General features: G+C 63.0%; 19 protein-coding genes and 1 tRNA gene. 13 read left to right on the top strand and 7 right to left on the bottom strand.

Annotated elements, in window-relative coordinates:
* The first annotated feature begins 155 nt into the window (after nucleotides 1-155).
* The 3 genes from ACZ1JW_RS02950 to ACZ1JW_RS02960 all read left to right on the top strand — a co-directional run bounded on the left by ACZ1JW_RS02950 (nucleotide 156) and on the right by ACZ1JW_RS02960 (nucleotide 2,799).
* Nucleotides 156-815 (top strand): TetR/AcrR family transcriptional regulator, encoded by a 660-nt coding sequence (locus tag ACZ1JW_RS02950; RefSeq protein ID WP_465124948.1) that lies wholly within the window; start codon nucleotides 156-158, stop codon nucleotides 813-815.
* 266 nt (nucleotides 816-1,081) lie between these two features.
* The gene (locus ACZ1JW_RS02955) at nucleotides 1,082-2,002 is read left to right on the top strand and encodes an SDR family oxidoreductase (RefSeq protein WP_465124947.1); all 921 of its coding nucleotides are present in this window, start codon (nucleotides 1,082-1,084) and stop codon (nucleotides 2,000-2,002) included.
* A 38-nt stretch (nucleotides 2,003-2,040) separates the two neighbouring features.
* On the top strand, nucleotides 2,041-2,799 hold the full coding sequence (locus tag ACZ1JW_RS02960) for an SDR family oxidoreductase (RefSeq protein WP_465141889.1): 759 nt from the start codon (nucleotides 2,041-2,043) through the stop codon (nucleotides 2,797-2,799).
* A gap of 78 nt (nucleotides 2,800-2,877) precedes the next feature.
* Here ACZ1JW_RS02960 and ACZ1JW_RS02965 read toward each other — a convergent pair whose 3' ends face one another.
* Nucleotides 2,878-4,224, bottom strand: coding sequence for an aromatic ring-hydroxylating oxygenase subunit alpha (locus ACZ1JW_RS02965; protein WP_465142822.1), 1,347 nt, complete (start codon nucleotides 4,222-4,224; stop codon nucleotides 2,878-2,880).
* Between the two features lie 76 nt (nucleotides 4,225-4,300).
* Complete coding sequence (locus ACZ1JW_RS02970; protein ID WP_465141890.1) at nucleotides 4,301-6,811, bottom strand: TonB-dependent receptor; 2,511 nt, start codon at nucleotides 6,809-6,811, stop codon at nucleotides 4,301-4,303.
* Nucleotides 6,812-7,011: 200 nt separating this feature from the next.
* Between ACZ1JW_RS02970 and ACZ1JW_RS02975 the strand changes: the two genes are divergently transcribed.
* From ACZ1JW_RS02975 to ACZ1JW_RS02990, 4 genes are read left to right on the top strand one after another with little or no spacing between them, the layout of a single operon-like run.
* Entirely contained in the window at nucleotides 7,012-7,665 is a 654-nt protein-coding gene (locus tag ACZ1JW_RS02975; RefSeq protein ID WP_465124944.1) for a nuclear transport factor 2 family protein, read from the top strand.
* Nucleotides 7,666-7,698: 33 nt separating this feature from the next.
* Nucleotides 7,699-8,001 (top strand): putative quinol monooxygenase, encoded by a 303-nt coding sequence (locus ACZ1JW_RS02980; RefSeq protein WP_465124943.1) that lies wholly within the window; start codon nucleotides 7,699-7,701, stop codon nucleotides 7,999-8,001.
* A 2-nt stretch (nucleotides 8,002-8,003) separates the two neighbouring features.
* Nucleotides 8,004-8,300 (top strand): putative quinol monooxygenase, encoded by a 297-nt coding sequence (locus tag ACZ1JW_RS02985; protein ID WP_465124942.1) that lies wholly within the window; start codon nucleotides 8,004-8,006, stop codon nucleotides 8,298-8,300.
* A 17-nt stretch (nucleotides 8,301-8,317) separates the two neighbouring features.
* Complete coding sequence (locus tag ACZ1JW_RS02990; RefSeq protein WP_465141891.1) at nucleotides 8,318-10,216, top strand: outer membrane protein assembly factor BamB family protein; 1,899 nt, start codon at nucleotides 8,318-8,320, stop codon at nucleotides 10,214-10,216.
* Between the two features lie 51 nt (nucleotides 10,217-10,267).
* On the opposite strand, the gene ACZ1JW_RS02995 is transcribed toward ACZ1JW_RS02990, so the two are convergent.
* Nucleotides 10,268-11,959 (bottom strand): GMC family oxidoreductase, encoded by a 1,692-nt coding sequence (locus tag ACZ1JW_RS02995; protein WP_465141892.1) that lies wholly within the window; start codon nucleotides 11,957-11,959, stop codon nucleotides 10,268-10,270.
* Nucleotides 11,960-11,972: 13 nt separating this feature from the next.
* A complete protein-coding gene (locus ACZ1JW_RS03000) occupies nucleotides 11,973-12,500 on the bottom strand; it encodes a gluconate 2-dehydrogenase subunit 3 family protein (protein ID WP_465141893.1) in 528 nt (175 codons plus the stop codon).
* Nucleotides 12,501-12,639: 139 nt separating this feature from the next.
* Between ACZ1JW_RS03000 and ACZ1JW_RS03005 the strand changes: the two genes are divergently transcribed.
* Entirely contained in the window at nucleotides 12,640-13,824 is a 1,185-nt protein-coding gene (locus ACZ1JW_RS03005) for an MFS transporter (protein ID WP_465141894.1), read from the top strand.
* On the top strand, nucleotides 13,821-14,789 hold the full coding sequence (locus tag ACZ1JW_RS03010) for a sugar phosphate isomerase/epimerase family protein (protein ID WP_465141895.1): 969 nt from the start codon (nucleotides 13,821-13,823) through the stop codon (nucleotides 14,787-14,789). The genes ACZ1JW_RS03005 and ACZ1JW_RS03010 overlap by 4 nt, the downstream gene beginning before the upstream one ends.
* A gap of 55 nt (nucleotides 14,790-14,844) precedes the next feature.
* Here ACZ1JW_RS03010 and ACZ1JW_RS03015 read toward each other — a convergent pair whose 3' ends face one another.
* Both ACZ1JW_RS03015 and ACZ1JW_RS03020 read right to left on the bottom strand, forming a co-directional pair.
* Entirely contained in the window at nucleotides 14,845-16,368 is a 1,524-nt protein-coding gene (locus ACZ1JW_RS03015) for a carboxylesterase/lipase family protein (RefSeq protein WP_465141896.1), read from the bottom strand.
* 4 nt (nucleotides 16,369-16,372) lie between these two features.
* On the bottom strand, nucleotides 16,373-18,541 hold the full coding sequence (locus tag ACZ1JW_RS03020; protein ID WP_465141897.1) for a beta-glucosidase: 2,169 nt from the start codon (nucleotides 18,539-18,541) through the stop codon (nucleotides 16,373-16,375).
* Nucleotides 18,542-18,868: 327 nt separating this feature from the next.
* Here ACZ1JW_RS03020 and ACZ1JW_RS03025 point away from each other — a divergent pair, with 327 nt between their 5' ends.
* Nucleotides 18,869-19,906: a LacI family DNA-binding transcriptional regulator gene (locus ACZ1JW_RS03025; protein ID WP_465124932.1), complete on the top strand. Its 1,038-nt coding sequence runs from the start codon at nucleotides 18,869-18,871 to the stop codon at nucleotides 19,904-19,906.
* A 218-nt stretch (nucleotides 19,907-20,124) separates the two neighbouring features.
* On the opposite strand, the gene ACZ1JW_RS03030 is transcribed toward ACZ1JW_RS03025, so the two are convergent.
* Nucleotides 20,125-20,198: transfer RNA gene (locus ACZ1JW_RS03030), tRNA-Gly, on the bottom strand.
* A gap of 295 nt (nucleotides 20,199-20,493) precedes the next feature.
* On the opposite strand from ACZ1JW_RS03030, the gene peaA reads away from it, so the two are divergent.
* Genes peaA through qhpC form a run of 3 tightly spaced genes read left to right on the top strand, consistent with a single transcriptional unit; the run spans nucleotide 20,494 to nucleotide 24,064 of the window.
* Nucleotides 20,494-22,290: a quinohemoprotein amine dehydrogenase subunit alpha gene (gene peaA, locus ACZ1JW_RS03035; RefSeq protein WP_465141898.1), complete on the top strand. Its 1,797-nt coding sequence runs from the start codon at nucleotides 20,494-20,496 to the stop codon at nucleotides 22,288-22,290.
* A complete protein-coding gene (peaB, locus tag ACZ1JW_RS03040) occupies nucleotides 22,287-23,741 on the top strand; it encodes a quinohemoprotein amine dehydrogenase maturation protein (protein WP_465141899.1) in 1,455 nt (484 codons plus the stop codon). The genes peaA and peaB overlap by 4 nt, the downstream gene beginning before the upstream one ends.
* Nucleotides 23,738-24,064: a quinohemoprotein amine dehydrogenase subunit gamma gene (gene qhpC, locus ACZ1JW_RS03045; protein ID WP_144902617.1), complete on the top strand. Its 327-nt coding sequence runs from the start codon at nucleotides 23,738-23,740 to the stop codon at nucleotides 24,062-24,064. Before peaB ends, qhpC begins: the two co-directional genes overlap by 4 nt.
* Nucleotides 24,065-24,072: the final 8 nt, after the last annotated feature.

Here is a 24,072-nt window from a genome sequence, read left to right on the forward strand (position 1 = left end):
TCAGGAAAAAGACAATCATATCTGTCTTTTTTTGATGATCCCGACGCCTGTCATCAGCCTTGCGCCGTCATTCTTGCCCAATCACGCACCGTCGCGCTATGGCGGGAGATTGAACGGGGCGCTGCCCCATGCAAATTGTATTCAGGCGAACCACCATGGCACTTTCCCGTACCCGGATCGCTCGCCCCGTCAGGCAGCCACGACCTGCAGGCGAAAAAGGACCGCAGCTTCAGGCCGCCAAGGCCGCGCAGACCCGCGCCAGGCTGATTGATGCAGTCGTGCGCTGCCTCGTCAAATATGGCTATGCCAACACCACCACGCCCAAGGTGGCCGAGGAGGCCGGTCTCTCGCGCGGCGCGATGATGCATCACTTTGAGAACGGCACGGCCCTGATCAAGGCTGCCATCGCCGAACTGCACGACAAACGGCTGCGCGCCTTTCGCCGCGCGGCAGACAAGCCCGTCCATGAAGTGACCGACCTCGTCGAGACCTACTGGCGCCAGCTGCAAAAACCGGCCTTCATTGCGTTCCATGAACTGGCCGTGGCAGCCCGAACCGACAGCGAACTCGCCAGCATTCTCAAGCCTTTGCAGGATGAGTTTGCCGAGAAGTTCAATGCCCAGGCCGAACAGCTCTTCCCTGAATGGGCGTCGTCCCCGGCAAACTTCGCCCTTGCGATGACGCTTTCGCAGACGATCCTCGAAGGCATGGCCATCAGCCTGCAGACCGGGGCGATGGATGCCGGGAAAGTCGAGCCGATGCTACGGCATCTTGAGGGCCAGATCGCGGCGCTTGCCCCGCCTGCTTCGGCCTGAAACGATCGCGCATCACTCGACTGATCATTGCACACGGCAACAAAGGTTGCCTGCGGGCGGCTTTGCACTCAACAACGGGCCATGCCGCGTGGTATCACTCGGGTTGTCTGGCACCCCACTCTTCCGAGCAAAATGCTCGAATGTGACAAAAACACAATCAAACCTGTTTGTCTTTTTTATTGCAACTCGCTAACCTCCGGGGCAATGGGTTTCGACGGGGGGTTCGACGGGGGTCACCACCAGATCGAACCGCAAGGGGAGAGCCTTTGAACGCGCCGAACATCAATGCACCGCGCATCTTCCGTCCCGAACCGGGCGATCCGGGCCGCCCACGGCGCGGGCTCGACGACGAATCGCTGGCGCAGCAGACCACCATCTTCCGTGAAGACCTGCTTGAAGGTCATACGATCCTGATTACCGGGGCCGGCAGTGGCATGGGCAAGGCCGCAGCTTTCCTCGCCGCCAAGCTCGGTGCAAACGTCGCGATCTGTGGTCGCGACATGGAAAAGCTCGAAGGCACCGCCAGCCTGGTCAGCAAGCACACCGGCAAGGACATCTTCTGCCAGTCGACCAACATCCGTGACCCGGACGCCGTCGAGGCACTGATCGCAGGCGTCCACGATCATTTCGGCGGGCTCGATACACTGGTCAACAACGCTGGCGGCCAGTTCCCGCAGGATGCCATCGATTTCTCCCGCAAGGGCTGGCTCGCGGTGATCGACACCAACCTCAACGGCACATGGTGGATGATGCAGGAAGCGGCCAAGCGCTGGCGCGCCGATGGCAAGCCCGGCCACATTATCAATATCGTCGCCAATGTCGAACGCGGCATGCCGCAGGCCGCGCACACCTGCGCCGCACGTGCAGGCGTGATTTACCTGTCCAAGACGGTCGCCACAGAATGGGCGCCCCACAACGTGCGCGTCAATTGCATCGGCCCCGGCGTGATCGAGACCGAGGGTTTCCGCATGTATCCCGAAGAAGCGCTCGCCCGCTTCCACAAGGCCAACCCGATGAAGATGCGCGGCAACGCCTGGGACGTGGCCGAAGCCATCGCCTATCTCGCCTCGCCTGCCGCCCGCTTCGTCAACGGCGATCTGATGATCATCGATGGCGGACAGGCGCAGTGGGGCGTGATCTGGCCAGCAGGCATGCCCGACTACTTCTCGGAGGACGGCGCGGCCTGATCGCCAGCAGTTCAATCAGAACAAGTATGGAGAAGGATATGGGCAGAGTTCAAGGCAAGGTCGCCCTCGTCACGGGCGGAGCATCGGGCCTCGGCGCTGCCGACAGCGCCGCACTCGCCCGCGAAGGCGCGACCGTGGTGGTCACTGACGTAAACCTCGCCAGCGCACAGAAGGTAGCCGACGAGATTGGCAACGGGGCCATCGCGCTGGCGCTCGACGTTTCAAGCGAGGGCCAGTGGGTCGCCGTTCTGGCAGAGATCGAAAGCCGCTTCGGCCGTCTCGACGTGCTGGTGAACAATGCCGGGGTCGTGCTCAACGCCGATGTCGAGGACACCAGCCTCGAGAAGTTCCGCTGGGTCAATTCGATCATGACCGACGGCGTGTTCCTCGGCATGAAGCACGCCATTCCACTGATGAACAAGGGCGATGGCGGCTCGATCATCAACATGTCGTCAGTAGGCGCGCTGCTCGGCTACCCGATCTACTTCGCCTATTCCGCCGCCAAGGGCGCGGTGCGCTCGATGACCAAGTCGGTCGCCGTCATGGCTCAGGTCAAAGGCTACAAGATCCGTTGCAATTCGGTGCACCCCGGCGCAATCGAGACTCCGATGGTCCAACAGGCTGAGGGGCGCCCGGGGCAGGTGCAGGAAATCCCGGCCGGCGTCCTTCCCTTTGGAACCCCCGGCCACCCGGACGATGTGGCCGCGCTGGTGGTGTTCCTGGCCTCCGACGAATCCCGCTTCATCACCGGTGCCGAACTGGTGATCGACAACGGCGTGACCATTCGCCCATTCTAAGCCCTTCGATGGTCGCAACGAAAAGGGGGCGGTGTCATCTGACGCCGCCCCCTTTTCACGTTATGTCGACAGACCGGGTCAGCCCTGCATCATCCGGTCAAGCTCGGCATGGAAGTGACGAAGTCGCCCCTCCTGCTCGCTCCACAGCGGTCCTTTGAACCCGCGAGAATGCGCGCCCCTCTGCACGACTGGCAGCAGGTCGCTGTCCTGATCGAGCACCTCGCCAAGGCACGGCGGCTCACCAAGCTTGGTGTGGACAATCTCGGGCCGCGTGCGCCCCGACATGTCCACGTCCGCGCCCATACCCATCCACGCGGGCGCCCCGTATCCCGGCGCGTCGACATGGCGATAGAGGATGCAGGTGTCGTAAGTGAACTGGTTCGGATCGGTCGCATGCGGAATGAAGCGATGCAGGAACACGGCCTCAGGATGGCAGCCGATCTGCACGTTGGGAAAGATCGAATAGACCACTGAATCCGAAAGCTGGCTGTCGCTGAAGCGCTCGTAGCGCAGTCCCAGCTCGTCCGAACGGCGGCGCTTGGCCTGCTGGACCGCAGCGCGCGTCTCGCGCGCGGTTCCGGAGTAGGTCTCCGGATCGATCCCCGCATCGCGCAGCATCATCTGGATGCCGGGATTGACGCCTTCCTGATCAGGGAAGCGCGGAGACGGTTGCGCAAAGGGCACGAATTGACGGCTGAGCCCGCCCGGCCAAAGGTCGATCTGGGTGCGGTCGTCCATCAGGCACTGCGTCTGCGGATGCACCGCGTGGAGGTGGTAGATCTCGGCAAAGGCATCCACCCCGCCCTTCCAGTTCGCCCCCCAGTCCGACCGCCGGTGCTGAACGACATACATCTGGTCGATCTCGTAGAGTTCGAGCTGCGGCAGGATGGGCCCCAGAAACTCGCGTAGCGGCTTGATGTTCGGGTCCATCGAAATGAACACGAGCCCCGCCGCCACTTCGCACCGCACCGAACTGAGATCCGTGCCATGACACAACACTTCGGGCCGGAACGTCTCGGCATCGGTCACCGCCTCGTTGCGACCGTCAAGCCCGAACTTCCAGCTGTGGAAGGGACAGGTGAACCGATCGAGCGAACCCATGTCGCCCATGACCAGCTGGCTGCCTCGATGCGGGCAGACGTTGTAGTGCGCGTGGATCGTGCCATCCTCACCGCGCACGACGATGACGCTTTCCGGACCGATGTCGAACTTGAAGAAATCCCCCGCTTCCGGGATGTCTGAAGCAGGGCCCGCCAGAAGCCAGCTGCGGGCGAAGACCTTTTCCCACTCCTCGCGCGCGAAACCGGGATCGGTGTAGCGCTCGGGGCCGGGGCGACCGGTGCCGTTGTCGATGCGCGGGGCGCGGTCGTTGAACGGATGGTGTGCGCCGGTGTGGATGTCCCACAGGTCGAAGTCGGTCTTCATCATGCGCTCCTCGGACAGAAACGGCCGCGCCCGGAAGCGCGACCGTCTGCATTGGTTTGTCCCTCCCGAAACGGGATCACATACCGCGGAACTTCACGCCAACCTCGATGCCGTAGTAGCGCGGCGCGCCAAAGTTGGAGTTGAGCCAGAGACCAGCCACGTTCTGCGATGCGATGCGATAACGCTCGTCGGTCAGGTTCCGGCCGATCACGCGGAAGTAGTAGTTGTCATCCGCCTGCGCGATGGTGAGTGAAGCGTTGACCAGGGTACGCGCATTGAGGAACGTGTTCCCCAGCGGATCGTCGATTGCCTGCGTGTTCAGGTTGCGGCTGGTATAGGCAGCCGACGCGTTGGCCACGAACTTGAAGTTCGAGGTAATCGGTGTCTCATAAGTACCGTCGATCGTCCATTGCCACTTGGGCGCACGGTCAAGCGGTGCAGTCGCAAGATCGTACCCGGCGGTGGGCGCGGTGTACTTGTCGTAAGCCGCATCCTGATAGCCGAGCACGCCGCGCAGCTGGAAGCCCTTGAACAGACGCGCCGTCGCTTCGGCCTCGAGGCCCTTCACCGTCGCGCTCGCCGCGTTGACGAAGATCGTCACCTGGTTCGGGTTGCCGTTGACCACGATCGGCACGTTGAGCTGCTTCTGCAGGTCCTTGTACTTCACGTAGAAGCCGGTGAGGTTGAAACGCAGGCGGCGGTCTAACAGTTCGGTCTTCACACCGGCTTCATAGCTGTCGGCCGTTTCCGGACGGGTTGCACGTGCAGCGGTGCGGAAAGCGTTGAGGTCTGTCCCGAAGGCTGCAAAACCACCGATCTGGTCGTTGAAGCCGCCGCCCTTGAACCCGCGCGAATACGTGGCGTAGGCAAAAACGTCAGGCGTGGCCTGCCAGCCAAGGCTCGCGCGCCAGGTTGCGCGGCGGGCACGGTCGTTGACCGTGACGACGCCGGCCGGATACTTGAACACGCTGGCATCGAGCGCTTCATCGATCTGGATCGATGGATCGAAGCCGCCGCCGAGTTGCGGTACAAATACCTGCTGACGGCCGAACCAGTCCTTGTCTTCCCAGGTGTGGCGCACGCCTGCGGTGAAGGTGATTTCGGGAGTGATCTTGTAGGTACCTTCGGCAAATGCCGCCTTCGACCGCGACTTCTGCGCGTTGCACAGGATGTAAGGCGTGTCGTTCCAGTTGCCGAACGGCAGCGGGCCCGAGGCCAGGTCGAGGAAGCCGAGGATCTGTGCCACGCAGAAATCGACCGTCTCGCGCTGATAGAAGCCACCAATGACCATATCGAACGGCCCGCCTAGATCGGTGGCGAAGCGCAGTTCTTGCTGGAAGGTCTTGCGGTTGTCATCACGCGTCGCATCGAAGAACGAGAGCGGTTGACCGTCAGCAGCAATCGGCGCTGCACCGGCATAGGAGTTCGGAATGCGCGAAGCCTGCTTGCGCCAGCCGGTCACCGACGTCAGCTTGCCGAATTCGAAGTCGATGTCACCGTTCAGGTAGAAGCCGTCAACCGAGATGCGCTGCCCGTCGCGCATCTTGATCAACCCATCCTGGCGATAGGTCACCGCCGCATTGTCGAGCGGATCGCTGCTGTTCGGATTCTGGCGGATCGTGCCGAGCAGGTCGGTCAGGAATGGCGTGTTGCCGGTGTAGAGATAGTTCTCGTTGACGGAGGGCACCGTGTCGGAACGGTCCCGCAGCCGCTCGTACTGGGCGAGGATCGAGATACGATCGGTCGGCTCCCAGAGCAGCTTGGCACGCAGGTTGTAGACATCCTTGCCGCCCGCACGCTTGCCATCAAGGCATCCGCTGCGGCCGTTGAACTTGTTGGGCGCAAAGCCGGTTACCGGGCCATAGCAGGCACCATTGCGATAGAACCCGTCCGACTTCTCGATACCGCCGACAAGGCGAAGCGCGAGGGTGTCGCCGATCGGCATGTTCATCGCCGACTGGAAGCGCACGGTGTTGAAGCTGCCGTACTCGGCGCGAGCATCGACGCCAAAGCTCTGCAGTTCGGGTCGCTTAGTGCGGACGGTGACCGCACCGCCGGTGGTGTTCTTTCCGAACAACGTCCCCTGCGGACCGCGCAACACTTCGACCTGCGCCACGTCGAACACATCGAGCAGCTGGGTCTGGACCGAGGAGACCACGAAGTCGTCGACCAGCACCGCGACCGGAGGCTCAAAATAGACGATGATCGAAGTCTGGCCGACGCCGCGCATCGCGAAGGAGGCGGCGTTGAAGTTGGTGATCGTATTGGCCGAGAAGTTCGGCACGAAAGCGGCAAGATCGCCAAGGTCGCGCGGGCTCGCCTGACGGATCAGCGTGCTGTCCACGGCGGAAATCGCAACCGGGGTCGACTGTAGATTCGAGTCACGACGCAGAGCGGTCACGACAATCTCGTTCAGCCGGTCACTCTGGTCGACCTGGGCAGTGTCCTGCGCGGCGCCCTGCGGCTCGTCTGCAGCACTTTCGGGCGCGGCATTTGCCAGCGCAGGTGCCGACACAAGTGTTGAAGCCAGGGCCGACGCCACGAGGGCACACGCAGCGGTCGATCGCCGCAGATAACTGCTCAGCATCCGTCTCTCCTCATTTCCCGCCATCCTTGCGGGTTGCGGCGAGATTACCGCTAAACGGACTTTTTGCAAGCAGACATGTATGTTTTTTTATCGAGCCTTTCGGGCAGGCGCACATGCTCTTCGACAACGGGCGCGGCCCACTGCGGAAAACCCTGACCGACCATACATTCATGATTGTTTTTGAATTGCTCCCGCGTATCATGCCCGCGAACATGCAGCAGCACCGCACGACAGAGGCAGGCTGCGGGAGAGAACTCGAGATGGCCGCACAGGGCGCAAGCCCCCTAACCGATGCGAACGGGTCCGGCGCGAATCTGGAATCAAGAATCGCGCGCCTCGAGGCCGAATCGCAGATCCGCCAGTTGGTCGCGCGCTACAGCTTCGACATCGACGACCGCCGCGTCGAAGCTGTCCGCAGCCTGTTTGCCGACGATGCCGTGCTGCGCTCTGCCGATGGAGTGATGAACGCAAGCGGCGTCGATGCGATCATGCGCCAGTTTGACGGCCGCTTCGCCGTACTCGGCCCCGGCCACCACGTGATGCACGACATCCAGATCGATTTCGAAAGCGACACCACTGCGCGAGGCCGCGTCTCGGGCCATGCCGAACTTTGGCGCGGCGGACGGATGATGGTCGCCGCCCTGCGCTATGCCGATCGCTATCGCCAGACCCCGCGCGGATGGAAGTTCGCCGAGCGCGTGATCTCGTTCCTCTATTACGTGCCGGTCGAGAGCTACCCCGGGATCCTGGGCACTCGCAACCGCAACCACGCCTACGCCGACCCCCTGCCCGCCGACTTTCCCGAAAGCCTGCCGGACTGGGTCGCCTACGAGCACTCGCAGGGCCGCGCCTGAAGCCGGCCGCACCAAGGACAAGAGGCACAACTGATGGCATTCAGCTTTCTCTCGCGCTTCCGCATCGCGCCGGACAAGGAAGCGCTCTTCATTGCGCTAGCTGGACAGATGGAGGCGCTTTCGGCCAGCGAGCCCGGCACGCTCGACTACAAGTTCTACCGTTTGGCAGAACCCGGCATGTTCGCCGTCTACGAAAGCTTCGTCGATGAGGACGCTGACCGTGCGCACATGGAATACCCGCACAACAAGCCACTGATAGAACAGATGATCGCCTGCATGGACGGGCACTACGTCCGCGAGATGCTCTACGATCTGCAGCCGCCATCGGGAGAATGAGAATGGCCAAGAAGAGCTTCATTGCGCGCTTGCGCACGCGTCCCGAAAAGCGGGCCGAATTGATCGCGCTCCAGACCGAGCTCAAGAAGCTGGTCTTCGAACAGGAACCTGATGCGCTCGTCTACGAGTTGTTCCAGTCCGATGACGATCCCGACGTTTTCGAATGCGTCGCCACCTTCCGTGACGATGCCGCCTTCGAGAAGCACATGCACATCGACTTCCACGACCGCTTGGTGCCGCCGATCCTCGAATGCCTTGCCGAGGACATGACCATCGCCTTCTACCGCTCGCTCGATTGACGCCGGGAACCCCTGCCATGACCACGCTCCTGCGCCGCCTGTTCGCTCCTTCGCTGCCCCTGCTTGCCGCCTGCGGCCTTGCGGGCGCTTCGCTGATCCACGCCGCCACGCCTCAGCGGATAAAGTCGCACGAGGATCTCCAGTCCTACGATACGCCGCGCATCGATCCCGCCACCGCGCCGGGGCGGCCCATCTTCGAACAGCACTGCGCAATGTGCCATCTCGGCGGCGTGCCCAAGGCACCATCGCCGGCCTTCCTCGAGATGGTCCCGCCCGATTCCATCGTCTCGGCACTGACCGACGGGGTCATGCGCACCCAAGGCGCCGCACTCACCGCGCAGGAGCGCATCCAGGTCGCCGAATACCTGACCCGGACTCCCTACGCCGCCTACAAGCGCCCCGCCCCGCCCGCGCAGTGCACCGGCGATACCGCGCGCATGGACATGGCCGATGCCCCTGCCCCGGTAGGCTGGGGCCATGACAACCGCCGCTTCGTACCCGCTGACGTCGCAGGCCTCCCCATGGCCAGCATTCCGAAACTGAAGCTCAAGTGGGCCTTCGCCTACCCCGCCTCCAACCGCGCCCGCTCGCAGCCGACGCTGGCTTGGGGCACGTTGTTCGTCGGCAGCCAGGATGGCACCGTCTATGCCTTCGATCCGGAAACCGGTTGCACCCGCTGGACCACCCGCCTCAGCGCCGAAGTCCGCACTGCCATCGTCGCGGATGCTGCCAGCCATCGCCTCTATTTCGGCGACCTTCTCGGCAAGGTCCACGCGCTCGACGCGTTGACCGGCAAGGAACTCTGGGCCGAACGCCTGAGCGACCATGCCGATGCCACGATCACTGGCTCGCCCACGCTCGGCGGCGGACTGCTCTATGTTCCCGTCTCCTCGCTCGAGGTCGTCCAGGCGGGCGATCCCAAGTACGCCTGCTGCACCTTCCGCGGCTCGGTCGTCGCGGTCGATCCAGCCACCGGCAAGGAAGTCTGGCGCGCTTGGACCGCAGGCGAACCGCGCCCGCAGGGCAAGACCGCGATCGGCACGCCAATCCTTGGGCCTTCGGGGGCACCGGTCTGGGGCAGCCCCAGCTACGATGCCGCCTCGGGCCGCCTGTTCTTCGGCTCGGGCGAGAACTACTCCACCCCCGCCGACGAGAACTCGGACGCCGTCTTCGCAGTCGATGCGAAAACCGGAAAGCTGCTCTGGCGCACCCAGCTCACGCCCAAGGACGCATGGAACGTCGGCTGCATGGTCGGCAATGAATCCTGCCCGGTCGAGAACGGCCCGGATTACGACGTCGCGGCCTCGCCCCTGCTTCTGCCCACCGGCAATGGCGGGCAGATGCTGGTGATCGGCCAGAAGTCCGGCATCGCCACCGGGCTAGACCCCGCCACCGGGAAAATCTCCTGGCAAACCCGCCTCGGCCACGGTGGCACGCAGGGCGGCGTCCACTTCGGCATGGCAGCGGAAGGCGGCACTGTCTTCGTCCCGCTCAACGACATGGCCGACACCTACGACGCCCGCTTCTACGACCCCAAGCTGCGCGGGGCTGGCCTGCACGCGGTCGATGCCGCCACCGGCAAGGTCAAGTGGTTCACCCGCGCGCCCGACGCCTGCAACGGCAAGCGCTTCTGCGATCCGGGCATATCCTCTGCCGCGACCGCAATCCCCGGCGTGGTCTTCGCCGGCCATCTCGACGGCATGTTCCGCGCCTACGACAGCCAGACCGGGAAGATCCTCTGGCAATACGACACGACCAGGCCCGTCACCACGATCGACGGCCGCACCACCACCGGCGGCAGCATGAGCGGCCCCGGCGCTGCGGTGTGGAAGGGCAAGGTCATCGTGAACTCGGGCTACGGCATGTACAGCCACATGGCGGGCAACGCCCTGCTGGTCTTTTCAACCGACAAGTGAACCTCAAACCCTCGCTCTGGCTTTCGTCCAGCGCGAGGGTCGACCACGCAATCAGATAGTGCCAGTCTTCATGAATTCACTGGCATGGTATGCCGCACGCGCAGAGATGGCCATGTAGGTGAGCGACGGGTTCTGGCATCCGCTCGACGCCATGGCCGCCCCATCGGTTATGAACAAGTTGGGCACGTCATGCGCCTGATTGTAGGCATTAAGGACCGAATTGCGCGGGTCCTTGCCCATGCAGGCGGTGCCCATTTCATGAATGCCAAGGCCCGGCGGGTTGATCTTGTCTCGCACCTGGATGTTGGTGGCCCCCGCAGCCTCGAGCATTGCCTTACCCTCGACGAGAATGCGCGAGACGATCTTCTTCTCGTTCTCTCCGTGGGTGCAGTCGATATTGACCAGCGGGATGCCCCACTTGTCCACCTTGCTGGCGTGGAGCGTGACCCGATTGTCCGGATTGGGGAGCATTTCCCCGAAACCGCCGAAGAACGCCATCCATGGCCCGGGCTTGCGCACCCGTGCCTTCAAATCTTCCCCGACGCCGGGCTGTGACGTCGCCATCTGTCGCCAGTTCACGCGCTGCATGCCGCCCTGGAACCCGAAGCCGCGAATGAAATCGACTTCGCTCTGCTTGCCGGGGAGGTTGTGAAAACGCGGGATATAGAGTCCGTTGGGCCGACGCCCGCGGTAGTAGGTATCCGGTCCTTGCACGTTACCCGTTACGCCCACGCCATAGATGTGGTCCATCAGATTGCGACCGACCATGTCCGACGAATTGGCAAGACCTCGGGGGTTCTTGTCGGAGCGCGAATTGAGCAGAATCTGTGCTGTTCCGATTGTCGACGCGCACAGGAACACGATGCGCGCTTCATACGTGCGGCCTTCGCGGGTGTTCTGATCGATGACCCGCACGCCGGTCGCTTTGCCGGTCTTGGGATCGGTAACCACGGAATGGACTATCGCATCGGTCACGATGGTAAGGTTTCCGGTGCGCTCGGCAGCTGGAAGCGAAGACGACAGGCTGGAATGATAGGCGCCATAGGAGCAGCCGCGTTCGCACAGCGAACGGTACTGGCATGGATTGCGCCCCAGCTCTTCGTGGTGCGGGCGCGTCTCGGTCAGGTGGGCACAGCGGCCAATGATGACCTTGCGGTCTGGGAAGGCTTGTTCGACCTTCGCCTTGAACATCTTCTCGGCGTCATTCATCGGCATGGCCGGGAGGAATTCGCCATCGGGCAACTGATCGAGCCCTTCTCGCGAGCCCGAAACGCCGATGAAGCGTTCGACATGATCGTACCATGGCGCCAGATCGGCATAGCGGATCGGCCAATCCGAGCCGTGGCCGTCGAGGGCATTGGCCTGAAAATCCATTTCCGACATGCGATAGGTCTGGCGGCCCCACATGATAGAGCGGCCACCAAGGTGGTAGCCCCTGATCCACGAGAATGGCTTGCCCTCCGGCGTCTCGTAGGGGTGCTCGCTGTCCTTCACCCAATACTGCTGCGTGGCCGTGGACACGGCATAGCATTGCCGCTGAATCGGATAATCGCGGGCGAGCTCCTCCTCGGGAATGCCGCCTCCATTGGGCACTTCCCACGGCTGCATCCAGTCGGTGTAAGACGCACCATGTTCGAGCTTGCGACCGCGCTCGATCACCAGCGTCTTCAGTCCGCGCTCGCAAAGTTCCTTGGCAGCGATGCCGCCGCTCATCCCTGATCCGACTACAATGGCGTCAAACATCGTCCCGTCCCCCTCAAATGTATCCAGCGCCAGCCCAGGCGCGGGTCTGTGCGGTGATGGGAATCGACGGTTCGAAAGCGCCCGGCGCGTGTTCGTAGCGCAATTCCACGGTCGCGCCCGGTTCGCTCGAATAGTAGAGGACCAGCACCAGTTCTCGCAGACGACGATAGCCGGGATCGGCAAAGTTTGCCTGATCATGCGCTGCCAGAATTGCCTTGCGTCGACCGGCGGGCTTTGCAGCAAAGCCTCCTTCACCTGCGGACACGTCGACCTTCTGCAAGGCTTCGAGCACGTCCGCACGTGTCTGGGGCGATGCCCAATCGGCAAGCAGCGCCGAGAAAAGTTTGGGCACGCCAGCATCCACGGCACCGGGCGTATCCGTGCGCGGCATCAGGGTATCGGCATAGGCGGTCAGCAATGACTGGGTCGAGGCAGGCAGCCCTGCCCCTGCGGCCTTCGCAGCTTTGGCCAAGACGTCGGCCGGCAGGGCGGAAACGCCCAGAAGTGCGGCCAAACCGCGTATGGTTTCACGGCGATTCAACGCTGAAACTTGCATCGATATCTCTCCAAACGCGATCAGGTGTTGTGTTGTTCTGAAAATTTGGCAACGTTGTCAAAACAGGTATGGGATGGGGAATCGCCGGTTGTCAACGCTATCATTGAAGCTGCGTCTGTTTGTCATGATGGCACTGCAGATCGCCATCTGGGGAGCCTGGGCGCCCAAGCTTTTCCCCTATATGGGGATGCTGGGGTTCAACGCCGCGCAGCAGGGCCTCGTCGGCACATGCTGGGGCATTGCCTCCATCGTCGGCATCTTCTTCTCGAACCAGTTTGCCGATCGCACGTTTGCGGCCGAGCGGTTCCTTGCAGGCAGCCACGCGATAGGTGGGCTGGCCCTGATCGGGGTCGCGCTCAGCACCACCTTCGTGCCATTCTTCATCTGCTACATGATCTACAGCCTCGTCTATGTGCCGACGCTTTCGGTTTCGAACACGATGGCCTTTGCCAATCTCGAACGGCCCAGCGATTTCGGGGCTGTTCGCTCGGGCGGAACAGTCGGCTGGATCATGGCCAGCTGGCCGTTCGTCTTCCTGCTCGGCGCACAGGCCGATGCCCACGAAGTTCGCTCCATTTTCTTCGTGGCGGCCGCGATTTCCTTTGCGATGGCGGTATTCTCGCTCACATTGCCGCACACCCCGCCCCGTACGAGCGATAGCGTTGACAAGCTCGCATGGCGGCGCGCCATCCGGCTACTGAGAACGCCGGTGATCGCCGTGCTGTTTGCGGTGACGTTCATCGATTCCATCGTCCACAACGGCTACTTCGTCCTGTCAGACGCCTACCTCACCAAGCGCGTGGGTATTGCCGGCAACCTGTCTATGCTGGTGCTCAGCCTCGGGCAGGTGGCCGAGATCCTCACCATGCTGGTGCTGGGGCGCGTTCTTGCCAAGCTGGGCTGGCGCACGACGATGATCGTGGGAATCATGGGCCACGCAGCCCGCTTCCTTGCCTTTGCGTTTCTCGCGGATTCGGTGCCTGCGATCATCGCGGTGCAGCTGCTGCACGGCATCTGCTACGCCTTCTTCTTCGCGACCGTGTACATCTTCGTCGACGAGGCATTTCCCTCGGATGTGCGCTCCAGTGCGCAAGGCCTTTTCAACCTGCTGATCCTCGGGGCAGGCAACGTCGTGGCAAGCTTCGTCTTCCCTGCTCTGGTGGCCCGCCTGACCGACGCGAATGGCGTGACCGACTATTCGAAGGTGTTTCTGGTTCCGGCCGGCCTCGCGACCCTTGGCGCACTGATCCTGCTGCTGGCCTTCCGGCCAGCAACCCACGGCCCGGACCACAAAGTGGAGACTGCATGATGCTTGCTGACCGTCGTTCGATCCTCGGCGCGCTTGGTGCTGCAGGGCTATCCGCCGCGCTGCCTTCATCGGCTCTTGCGGGCCGGGGCAAGCCCTTCTTCAAGCGCATCGGCAAGCCGATTGGGCTGCAGCTTTATACGCTTGGCGATCTGCCCGTGAAGGATCTCGATGGTACGCTGGCCAGCGTGGCGCGGATCGGATTTACCGAGATCGAGCTGCCCAACTTCTACAACCGGACGCCAAAAGATCTTCGGGCCGCCGGGGACAAGGCGGGTGTCCGCTTCAGCTCGATTCACCTCAACATGCCGGGACCGTTCAACGGCGGTTCGATCAATCTGCTGACAGCGCCTCAGGAACTCGCCGATGCGCTCAACACGCTCGGAATCTATCAGGCCTTTCTGCCGCTCTGTCCGTTGCCCGAGGGCTTTTCGGTTCCGACCGGTGGCAACGTGCAGAAGGCCATTGGTGACGCGTTGCTTTCGGCGGGCCCAGACCACTGGAAGCGCACAGCGCAGATCCTGAACGAACGTGCCGCAGCGCTGCGGCCTTTTGGCATCCGGCTCGGCTATCACAACCACAACATGGAATTCCAACCGCTTGCCGGAGACCAGACGGGCTGGGATATCCTTGTGCGCGAGGTCGATCCGGGGCTGGTCAATTTCGAATTGGATCTCGGCTGGGTCTCGGCGGCAGGGCGCGATCCGGTGACCGAACTGGGACGGCTCAAGGGGCGCGTGGCGGCGGTCCATGTCAAGGACGTGAAGGCAACGACCAAGACCAACTTCATCATGCAGCAGGTGCCAACCGAGGTCGGCTCAGGCCGTCTGCAATGGTCGCGTATCCTGCCAGCGGCACAGGCTGCAGGCGTTTCACACTACTTCGTTGAACAGGAACCACCTTTTGAACGCGACCGGCTGGCAGCCGTCACGATCTCGCACGGATTTCTGAGCAAAGTTATCGCCTGACCGGATTTGCCCCTCGCCCTCAATCTGGAGGCGCGAGGGGCCAACCTTGCAACTATCAGCGCTTTGCAGTCGCCAGCCGTTCCGCAAAGTCCAGGCGCGCCGTGAGCGGATCGGACACATGCGCCGCGCCGCTTCCATCGATCAGCTGGACCTTGCTGTCATCCGCCGTAGCCGCAGGCCACGCGGGCACGCCGATCTCTCCGTCCGGACGGCCGGTACGGGCGAATGACACCCAGTACCGATGCGTCAGCTTCGCCACCTTGATCTCATCCGGCAGCGGGCGCGGGTCCTTGATCATTCCGCCCGCATTTCCGCGAACGTCCACCGTATCGAAGACATAGGGAAGCTCGCTGGCATGCGGCGCGCCCCCCATCGCCGCGAACTCGGGTCGGGCGTAGCCGAAGCGGAAGAGATAGGTCGGCTGTCGCGGAGCAAGCGCCCTCGCCACTGCGCGCGCCGGCTCAATGAACATGGCATCGGCCGACGTCGATACGCCCACCGCGAGCCCCCCCGCCTTGCCGTCAGGATCGTGCAAGGCGCGTGCCTCCTTTTCGTTCGGGCCAAAAGCCCCGAATATGACGTCCTTGTCCGTCGAGCGGGGAAAGCCATCGGCCGAATTGGCACCGACCATGACCGGAACCTGTGCGTAGATCCCGGCAGCAGCACCATCGACGCCAGAGCCAAGGATCGTCCTGCCATCGAACATCGGTCCGGCATAGCCCGGCTTGTCCATGGTCATCATCGAAAGGTCACCTGTGACCTTCTCTGCCGGAAGCGCACGCAGGGCGGCAGCATCGAGGCCGGGCGCAAAGGCAACACCAGCAGCCGCCGACTGTGCGATCGTCGGCATTGGCAGCGCGCGTTCGCGACCGCCGCCGCTTTCGATGATGACCTTGTGAAACAGGCCTCGCGCCATGGGCGATTGCAGCAGCATGTGCATCGACATGCCTCCTGCGCTTTCGCCAAAGACTGTGACATTGCCCGGATCGCCGCCGAACTTGGCAATGTTGGCCTTCACCCACTGCAGCGCCGCGATCTGGTCAAGATAGCCGAAGTTGCCACCAAAGCCCTCGGCGGCCAGCCCCGGATGGGCAAAGAAGCCGAAGCGTCCAAGGCGATAGTTGATGCTGACGAAGACCACGCCGTCGCGGGCAAAATTCTCGCCGGAGTAGATGGCGGGCGATGATCCACCGTTCACGAAGCCGCCACCATGAACAAAGACCATCACCGGTAGCGCAGCACCTGCCTTTGCCGTCGCCGGTTTCCAGACGTTGAGATAGAGGCAATCTTCGGAAGGCGTCGTGCGGATCGGCGCAGCATCGGGAGGAAAAGGAGCCTGGGCACAGTCCGGCGCATAGGCCGTCGCGTCTCGCAGGTCGTTCCAAGCAGGCACCGGCTGTGGTGCGCGCCAGCGGTTCTCTCCCACCGGCGGCGCAGCATAAGGAATGCCCAGGAAGCTGGACACCGTGCCAGCCGTGCTCCCCTTCACGTTACCTGCAGTGGTCTGTGCCGTCTGGGCTTCCGAGAGTGTCGGCAACAGCGCAGCGCTTGCTGCGAGCAGCCATGCCAGCTTTTTCATCAGGTCAATCCTTCCACGTCTTGTGCGGCATCTTCACCTTGATCACGGGACCAAGATCCTCCGCATTCTTTCCAAGGGCAAAGCCATATTCGCCTGCCGGCATCGTCCAGCCACCATCTTTCCAGTCCGCAAGAAGGCGTGGATCGATGGTCACAGTCACCTTCTGCGACGCGCCCGGTTCGAGCGTGACCCGCTTGAAGCCGACGAGCCGCTGCCTGCCTTCTCCCGCCCTGCTTACGAGATAGAGCTGGCCCACATCGTCGCCCTTGATCTTGCCTGTATTCGTGATGGTGAAGCTCGCGCTGAGCCCTGAAACCTTGAGGTCTCCTGCCGAAAAGCTCGTGTAGCTTAGGCCATATCCAAACGGAAACAGCACCTTCTGCCCTTTCCGCGCGAACCAGCGGTAACCGACGTCCGAACCTTCGATGTCATAGTCCGAATGAAGCTGGTCCTTGCCCGGCTCTGCATCCCCGGAGAAATTCGGCTCGACCCAGTCGGCGCCATCGAGCATCGGACGAGGCAGCTGCCCAAGGCTGGCAGGAAACGTCACCGGCAAACGGCCGCCAGGATTGGTATCGCCAAACAGGACGGATGCGATCGCGGGACCCCCACGCGCACCGGGGTACCATGCCTCGACGACGCCTGCGACCTTGTCCAGCCAGGGCATCGCCACGGGGCCACCGGTTTCGAGCACGACGATCGTATTGGGGTTTGCAGCAGCTACGGCCGCAATCAGCGCATCCTGCCCGTCCGGTAGAGACAGGTCAGGCTGGTCGAGACCTTCGCTCCGCCATTCCGTGGCAAAGACAATCGCCACTTCGGCTTGCTTGGCCTTCTCCACCGCATCGGCGATGTAGCGACCGTCGCGGAAAGTCACGGCAGCCCCGGGAGCTGCGGCCTTGATGGCCGCAAGCGGAGCCGACCGGTGATAGCTCTGCTGCATGAGCGCAGAGAACGGACTGTCACCGCCGAGCGACCGCGTCGCCGCAGGCCCCTTCTCGTCGTGCACGAGGCTCGAGCCCGATCCTGCAAGCACGCCGCTGTCGGCGTAACCGCCAATCACCGCAATCGACTTGGCCGACTTGGCAAGCGGCAGCACGCCGTTGTTCTTCAACAGCACGATGCCCTGCTTGGCCGTTTCCTCGGCAATGAGCGCGTTGGCGGCAAAGTCGATCTTGCCCCCGGGCTTGGTGGGGTTCCTGTCCAGCCCCGCCGCATAGATCGCGGTCAGCACGCGCCGGTTCATGTCGTGGAGGCGCGCGGCGTAAGCGGGGTCTGACGCAGCCTTGGCCTTGAGCACATCTCCGAAGAACACGGCCTTGTCCAATTGCTCGCCGGACTGCTGGTCCAGCCCGCCAAGTGCCGCTTCCACACCCGGGACAGCGCCCCAGTCGGACATGACGAAGCCTTTGTAACCCCACGACTGCTTGAGCACCTTGTTGAGCAGCCAGTCGCTGGCGCAGGCCTGTTCGCCGTGCACCCGGTTATAGGCGCACATCACCGATCCGGGCTGTCCCTTTTCGATGCCGATCTGGAAAGCGAGCAGATCGCTCTCTCGCGCGGCACCTTCGGCAATCTTCACGTCGACATACTTGCGACCAGTCTCTTGGCCGTTGAGCGCGAAATGCTTGATCGTGGAAATGATGCCGTTCGACTGGACACCCCGGATGGCCGCCGCGACAAGTTCGCCAGAAAGGAGAGGATCTTCGGCAAGGTATTCGAAAGTGCGGCCATTGCGGGGATCGCGCATGAGATTGACGCCGCCTGCCAGGAGCACATTGAAGCCCTTGGCCCGCGCTTCGGATCCGATCATCGCGCCACCACGATAAAGTACGTCAGGACTCCACGATGCAGCTTGCGCGAGGCCCGACGGCAGCGCCGTCGCGCCATCCTTGCGCAGGCCGCCGACCCAACTGACCCCAAGCGAGGCATCTGTCTCGGTCAATGCGGGAATGCCAAGGCGGGGGATGCCCGGAATAAACCCCGCGCCGGGGACCGATCCTTCGGGCAGGACAATGCCGGGCAAGAACGGCAGTGGCATGATGCCGTGTGTGAGCACGGTCTTTTCATCCCCGGACATCTGCTTTGCCACAGCGTCTGCGCGAGCAACGCTCTTCGCAAGATCGATCGCAGGTGCCTGCTCGGCTTGAGCGCTCCCGAAGGACAAAGCCATCAACCCAGCCACGCCCAAGGCCAGTCTGCTGCGAACTTTCATTACATTTCTATCCTGAAATCAGATTGCTACGGGTCTCTCGAAGGCAAGCCAAGGTTCGCATCCACTTGCTGGTCCAATGGGAAGGACGCATCGCGGACGTGCTTGAAATTGCTTGGTGGCGCGAAGCGCGTTTCAGCCGTCAACCTCTTGTCGCCCACTGGTGCGTCATGATTTCCTTGCGCTTCCAACGAGTTTCTGCGCCCGATTGATAACGCTGTCAAGATCGCGCCCTCATGTTTGAAGAGGGTGTTGGCAACCTGCCGTGGAAACGTTCATATAAGGAATATGGACAACACATCGAAACGGCGCAGCGGCGCTCACGCGACAATGGAAGACGTGGCGCGCCTGGCCGGAGTATCCCTCAAGAGCGTATCGCGCGTCATCAATCGCGAGCCTCACGTATCCCAGAAGCTGCGGACAAAAGTCGATGCCGCCATCGCGGCGCTTGATTACGTCCCTGACATGGCGGCCCGCTCGCTCGCCGGGTCGCGCACGTTCATCATTGGCCTGCTGATCGACAATCCCAGCCCGAACTACACGATGAAGGTGCAGACCGGCGTCTACCGCGCCTGCAGCGAAGGCCAGTATCACTTGCGGATCGACCAGATCGATTCGACACAGCCCAAGGCCGGGCTGGAAGCCTCTCTCGCCGCGATCCTGCGCAACAGTCGCTGCGACGGCTTCGTACTGACCCCCCCGTTGACCGACAACCATATCGTGCTCGATTTCTTTGATCGCGAAGGTGTCGATTACGTGCGCATCGCGCCCGACATAGACCCGAATCGAGCCCCTGGCGTCGTCATGGACGACTTCGCCGCCGCGGGCGTTGTGGCCAGACACTTCTGGTCTCTCGGGCATCGCCGTTTCGGACTGGTGACCGGGCCGGAATCTCACGGTGCCTCGCACTTCAGGCGCAAGGGTTTCCTGCAGGCACTTGAGGAACTGGGCGCAACGGATCCGGTAGTCGAAGCCAACGGCCGCTTTGAATTCGAAGGTGGGATCGAGGCCGGCACGGAACTGCTCAAGGCCAATCCGCGCCCGACGGCAATCTTTGCCACAAATGACGACTGTGCAGCGGGGCTGATGGTTGCCTGTTCACGAAGCGGCCTTGCTGTGCCACGCGACGTCTCTGTCTGCGGCTTCGACGACAGCTGGGTCGCACGCTCGGTCTGGCCTTACCTGACCACAATCTACCAGCCCATCGAGGAGATGGGCTACGCCGCAGCGCAGCTGATCCTTGACCGCGAGCGTGACAGGAAAAAGCTCATTACCTTGCCCTTCAGGCTGGTAGAGCGTGACTCCGTGGCAGAGGCACCACGCTGAAGCCGGACCATGTCTGCAAGGCACTGCCCTAAAGCGCCCAACATCGCGCGCCCTGCTTTACCGAACCGCATCAAAGCATTCGCGGACAGGAAAATGGAGCGGTGACGGGAATCGAACCACGCTCGTAGCGGCTTGCCGCGGAGAACCTACAAAGAACTCGAGGGTTCCCCGAAGGCAAGCTGCAAACCCGAAATTTGCGATCTGGTGATAGTAGAAAATGGAGCGGGTGAAGGGAATCGAACCCTCGTATTCAGCTTGGGAAGCTGCTGCTCTACCATTGAGCTACACCCGCCCATGCAGGCGCGATGGGGCGCGGCCTTGAGCGTGGCGGGCGATTGCCACAGGGGCGCGGGCGGGTCAACAGGGTCTTGGCCCGTGCTTGCGCGATCTGCGTATTGCTTGCGGCCGGTTGCAGCCTGATCCTGTCTCCGCACTTGGTCGGCTCAGGACCGCCAGCAGCACGTCAAACCCTTTTCCCGCAAGTGCGAACAAAGGCGTTGACCAACTTTTGACATCTGTCCAGTCTTCTCTCGAAGCCACATCGACTCATGCCGGTGCGGCCCAGCTTCCAGGGGGAAATTGCGACCATGAGCGTGGCCGAGACCGTTACCCGCCGATCCAGCGCAAACCGGGCCAGTAGCCTGTCGCGCAGCCGACTCGTCCAGTTCCTTGCGCTCACGGCGCTACCTGCAGGGATTGTTCTGGCACAGGCCGCCAAGGAGCCGCCACGCGATCCCTCAAACCCGGTCGAGACCGAAGCAGGCATTCCCGTCACCGACGCCACGGTCATCGCCAAGTGCGGCACCTGTCATACCGCAGATGCGAAGGGGAACCTCTCGCGCATCTCTTACGTCCGCACCACGCCCGAAGGCTGGGCGCAGGTGATCCACCGCATGTCCTCGCTCAACGGCCTGTCGATCACGCCGGTCGAGGCCAAGGCGGTGATCCGCGCGCTCTCGGCCACGCACGGCCTTTCGCCCGAAGAGGCAAAGCCGGTGATGTATCTGCCCGAACACCGCATGGTGAACGAGACGAACATCCCCAACGAGACGATCCGCCAGTCCTGCGCCTCCTGCCACGCCTTTGCCCAGCCGCTGTCGTGGCGGCGTTCGAAGGCCGAATGGAGCCTGCTGCGCAACCTCCACGTCGCGATGTATTCACAGGCCGACGCGCAGTATCGCCGCGCAGTTGACGACCCGACGCAGCCCACGCCCGCCAATGGCGCGCCCAAGCCCCTGCCGGTTGAAGTCGCGCTCGACTACATCAACAAGACCGCCCCGCTCGCCACGCCCGAATGGACCAAGTGGCAGGCGCGCCAGCAGTCTGCCAAGCTCGGCGGCAAGTGGCTGGTCAATGCCATGCTTCCCGGCAAGGGCCTCTACGTTGGCGAGATGATCGTCACGCCCGCTGCGGGTGAGGACGACTACACCACCGCGATCACGCTCAAGTCCATGGCCGATGGCTCCACCCTCGTCCGCAAGGGCAAAGGTCTGGTCTATACCGGCTACTCCTGGCGCGGAACCTCGGCGAGCGGCCCCGAAGGCAAGCGCGCCGATGCGCCCGAGGATCACGAAACCCGCGAAGCGATGTGGTTCGCACCCGATCGCAAGTCGGCCGAAGGCCGCTGGTTCTGGGGCGACTACAAGGAGTTCGGCTTCAACGTGAAGCTGACCCGAGCCTCGGCTTCACCCACCGTCGTCGCCACCTGGCCCTATGCGCTCAAGGCCGGATCGAAGGGCGCGACGCTCAAGCTGCTGGGCGATGCCTTCCCGGCAGATCTCAAGGCCTCTGACCTTGATCTGGGCAAGGGCGTGGTCGTCAGCAAGGTCGTCTCGGTCAGCCCGACCGAAGCAGTGCTCACCGTCGATGTCGCCGCAGATGCGACGGTTGGCGCGCATGACGTAGCGGTCGGAGACTCGGTCGTCGCCTCGCTCCTGCCGGTCTACAAGAAGGTCGATTACCTCAAGGTCGTGCCCGACACTGCGCTCGCCCGCCTTGGCGGCAGCGAGAAGCATGCCCCGGGCTACCAGCAATTCGACGCGGTGGGCTTCGATGCCGGGCTCGACGGCAAGCCCTACACAGCCGACGACGTGGCGCTTGGCCCCATCGACGTGACTTGGGCGATGGAGGAAATGCCGACCGTCTATTACGACGATGACGTCAACTATGTCGGCAAGCTCAGCCCGACCGCGCTGTTCACGCCCGCTATCGACGGACCCAACCCGGCGCGCAAGTGGGGCCGCAACAACTACGGCGAAGTCTGGGTCGTCGCCACCGCCAAGACCGAGGTCGATGCGCTGGGCAAGCCGCTCAAGGCCAAGTCGTTCATGATCGTCTCGGTACCTGCCTACAAGCGCTGGGATCAGCCGGAGGTGGCCAAGTGACAACAGTCCTCGCCCCCAAGTATCGCCGCGGGGACATTCACCTGTTCGAGGCGGACGGCGCAGGCTTCGTCTATCTCGCCTCGGCAGGCGCGATCTTCGCGCTCGACGAAGGCGCGGCCAGCGTCATGGCCGTGCTTGGCGAACGGCAGATGGCCTATGGCGAGATGGTCGCCGCGCTGGTCGAGAAAGGCTATTCGCGCGCCGATGCCGAAGACCTGATCCGCGAGCTGCGCGCCGTACGCGGCATCGTTTCCGACGAGATCCGCGAGGCACCGCTGGCCCCGCCTGCTCCGCCCGAGGACTACCCGCTGCAGGCGTTGGTCCTCAACGTCACCAACCAGTGCAACCTGGCCTGCACCTACTGCTACGAATTCGGCGCGGACAAGATCGCCACGCCTGCTGGCAAGCCCAAGTACATGACGCTGGAAACGGCCAAGACCTCGGTCGATTTCCTGCTTAAGAGTTCGGGTGAGCGCGAGGTGCCGCACATCACCTTCTTCGGCGGCGAAACGCTGATGAACTTCAAGCTGCTGCGCGACGTGGTGCTCTACGCCAATGAAGCGGCGGCGGCGGTCGGCAAGCGCATGACCTACAGCCTGACGACCAACGCCACGCTGCTGACCGACGAGATCATCCAGTTCCTTTCGGATCAGGCCATCGGCGTCACCGTCTCGATGGACGGCCCGCCCGACCTGCAGGACAAGCGCCGCGTCTACAAGAACGGCAAGGGGTCCTACGCGGTGATGGAGCCGCGCCTCAGGAAGCTCATCGCCGGGCACAAGACCCGCGCGATCACCGCCCGCGTCACGCTGACCGAAGGCGTGACCGACGTCATCCGCATCTACCGCCACCTCAAGGACGATCTCGGCTTCCACGAAGTCGGCTTCGCTCCGGTCACGGACTCGGGCCAGCAGGCCTACACCCTTGACGACGATGGCATGGACACGGTGGTCGCCGCGTTCCACGAACTCGCCGCCGAGTGGCTGGCCTATGCCCTGCGTGGCGAGATGCACGGCTTCTCGAACGTGTCGGAGACGATCAGCGAACTGATCCAGGGCACCAACAAGTCGCACCCTTGCGGCGCGGGCCTTGGCCTTGTCGGCGTCAGCCCCTCGGGCGACCTTTCGCCCTGCCACCGCTTCACTGATGCCGACACGCATGTGCTCGGCCACGTGACCACGGGGCTCGACAAGGAAAAGCGCACCGACTTCCTGACGCGCGGGCACGTTGGCGCGAAGTACGAATGCTCGAGCTGCTGGGCCCGTCCGCTCTGCGCAGGCGGGTGCCATCACGAGGCCTTCGTCCGTTATGGCGATACCGGCCACGCCAACCTGCACTATTGCGACTGGATCCGCGAATGGACCGAGGCCTGCCTCAAGATCTACGGCACCGTCGCCCAGCGCAATCCCGAATTTCTTGAACGCTTTGCTGCACGAAAGGGCTTGTCATGAAGCACCTGAAACCCCTGAACAAGAAAGCACTGCGGATCGAGGAAACAATCGCCTCGACCGAAGAAGACGTCATCGCGCTCCAGCAGAAGCCGATGCACACGCCGATGGGCTGCTCGATCTCGTTCTCGCCGGGTTGGGAAGTCGATGCAGGCGGCGGCACGGCGGGTCTGTGCCAGCCGGCCGAGCGCGACATCTACGACTGCTACGTCACCTGCTTCTGGCCGGTGCAGGTCCCCGATCACGTCAACTACTCGCCCGACTGGGCCAGCAATTGCGCGACCGCGGCCAAGGACTGGCGCAGCCTCGACATCATCTTCCCCTGAGGCCGACA

The organism is Novosphingobium sp. BL-A-28-Hi1-0D, assembly GCF_055521755.1.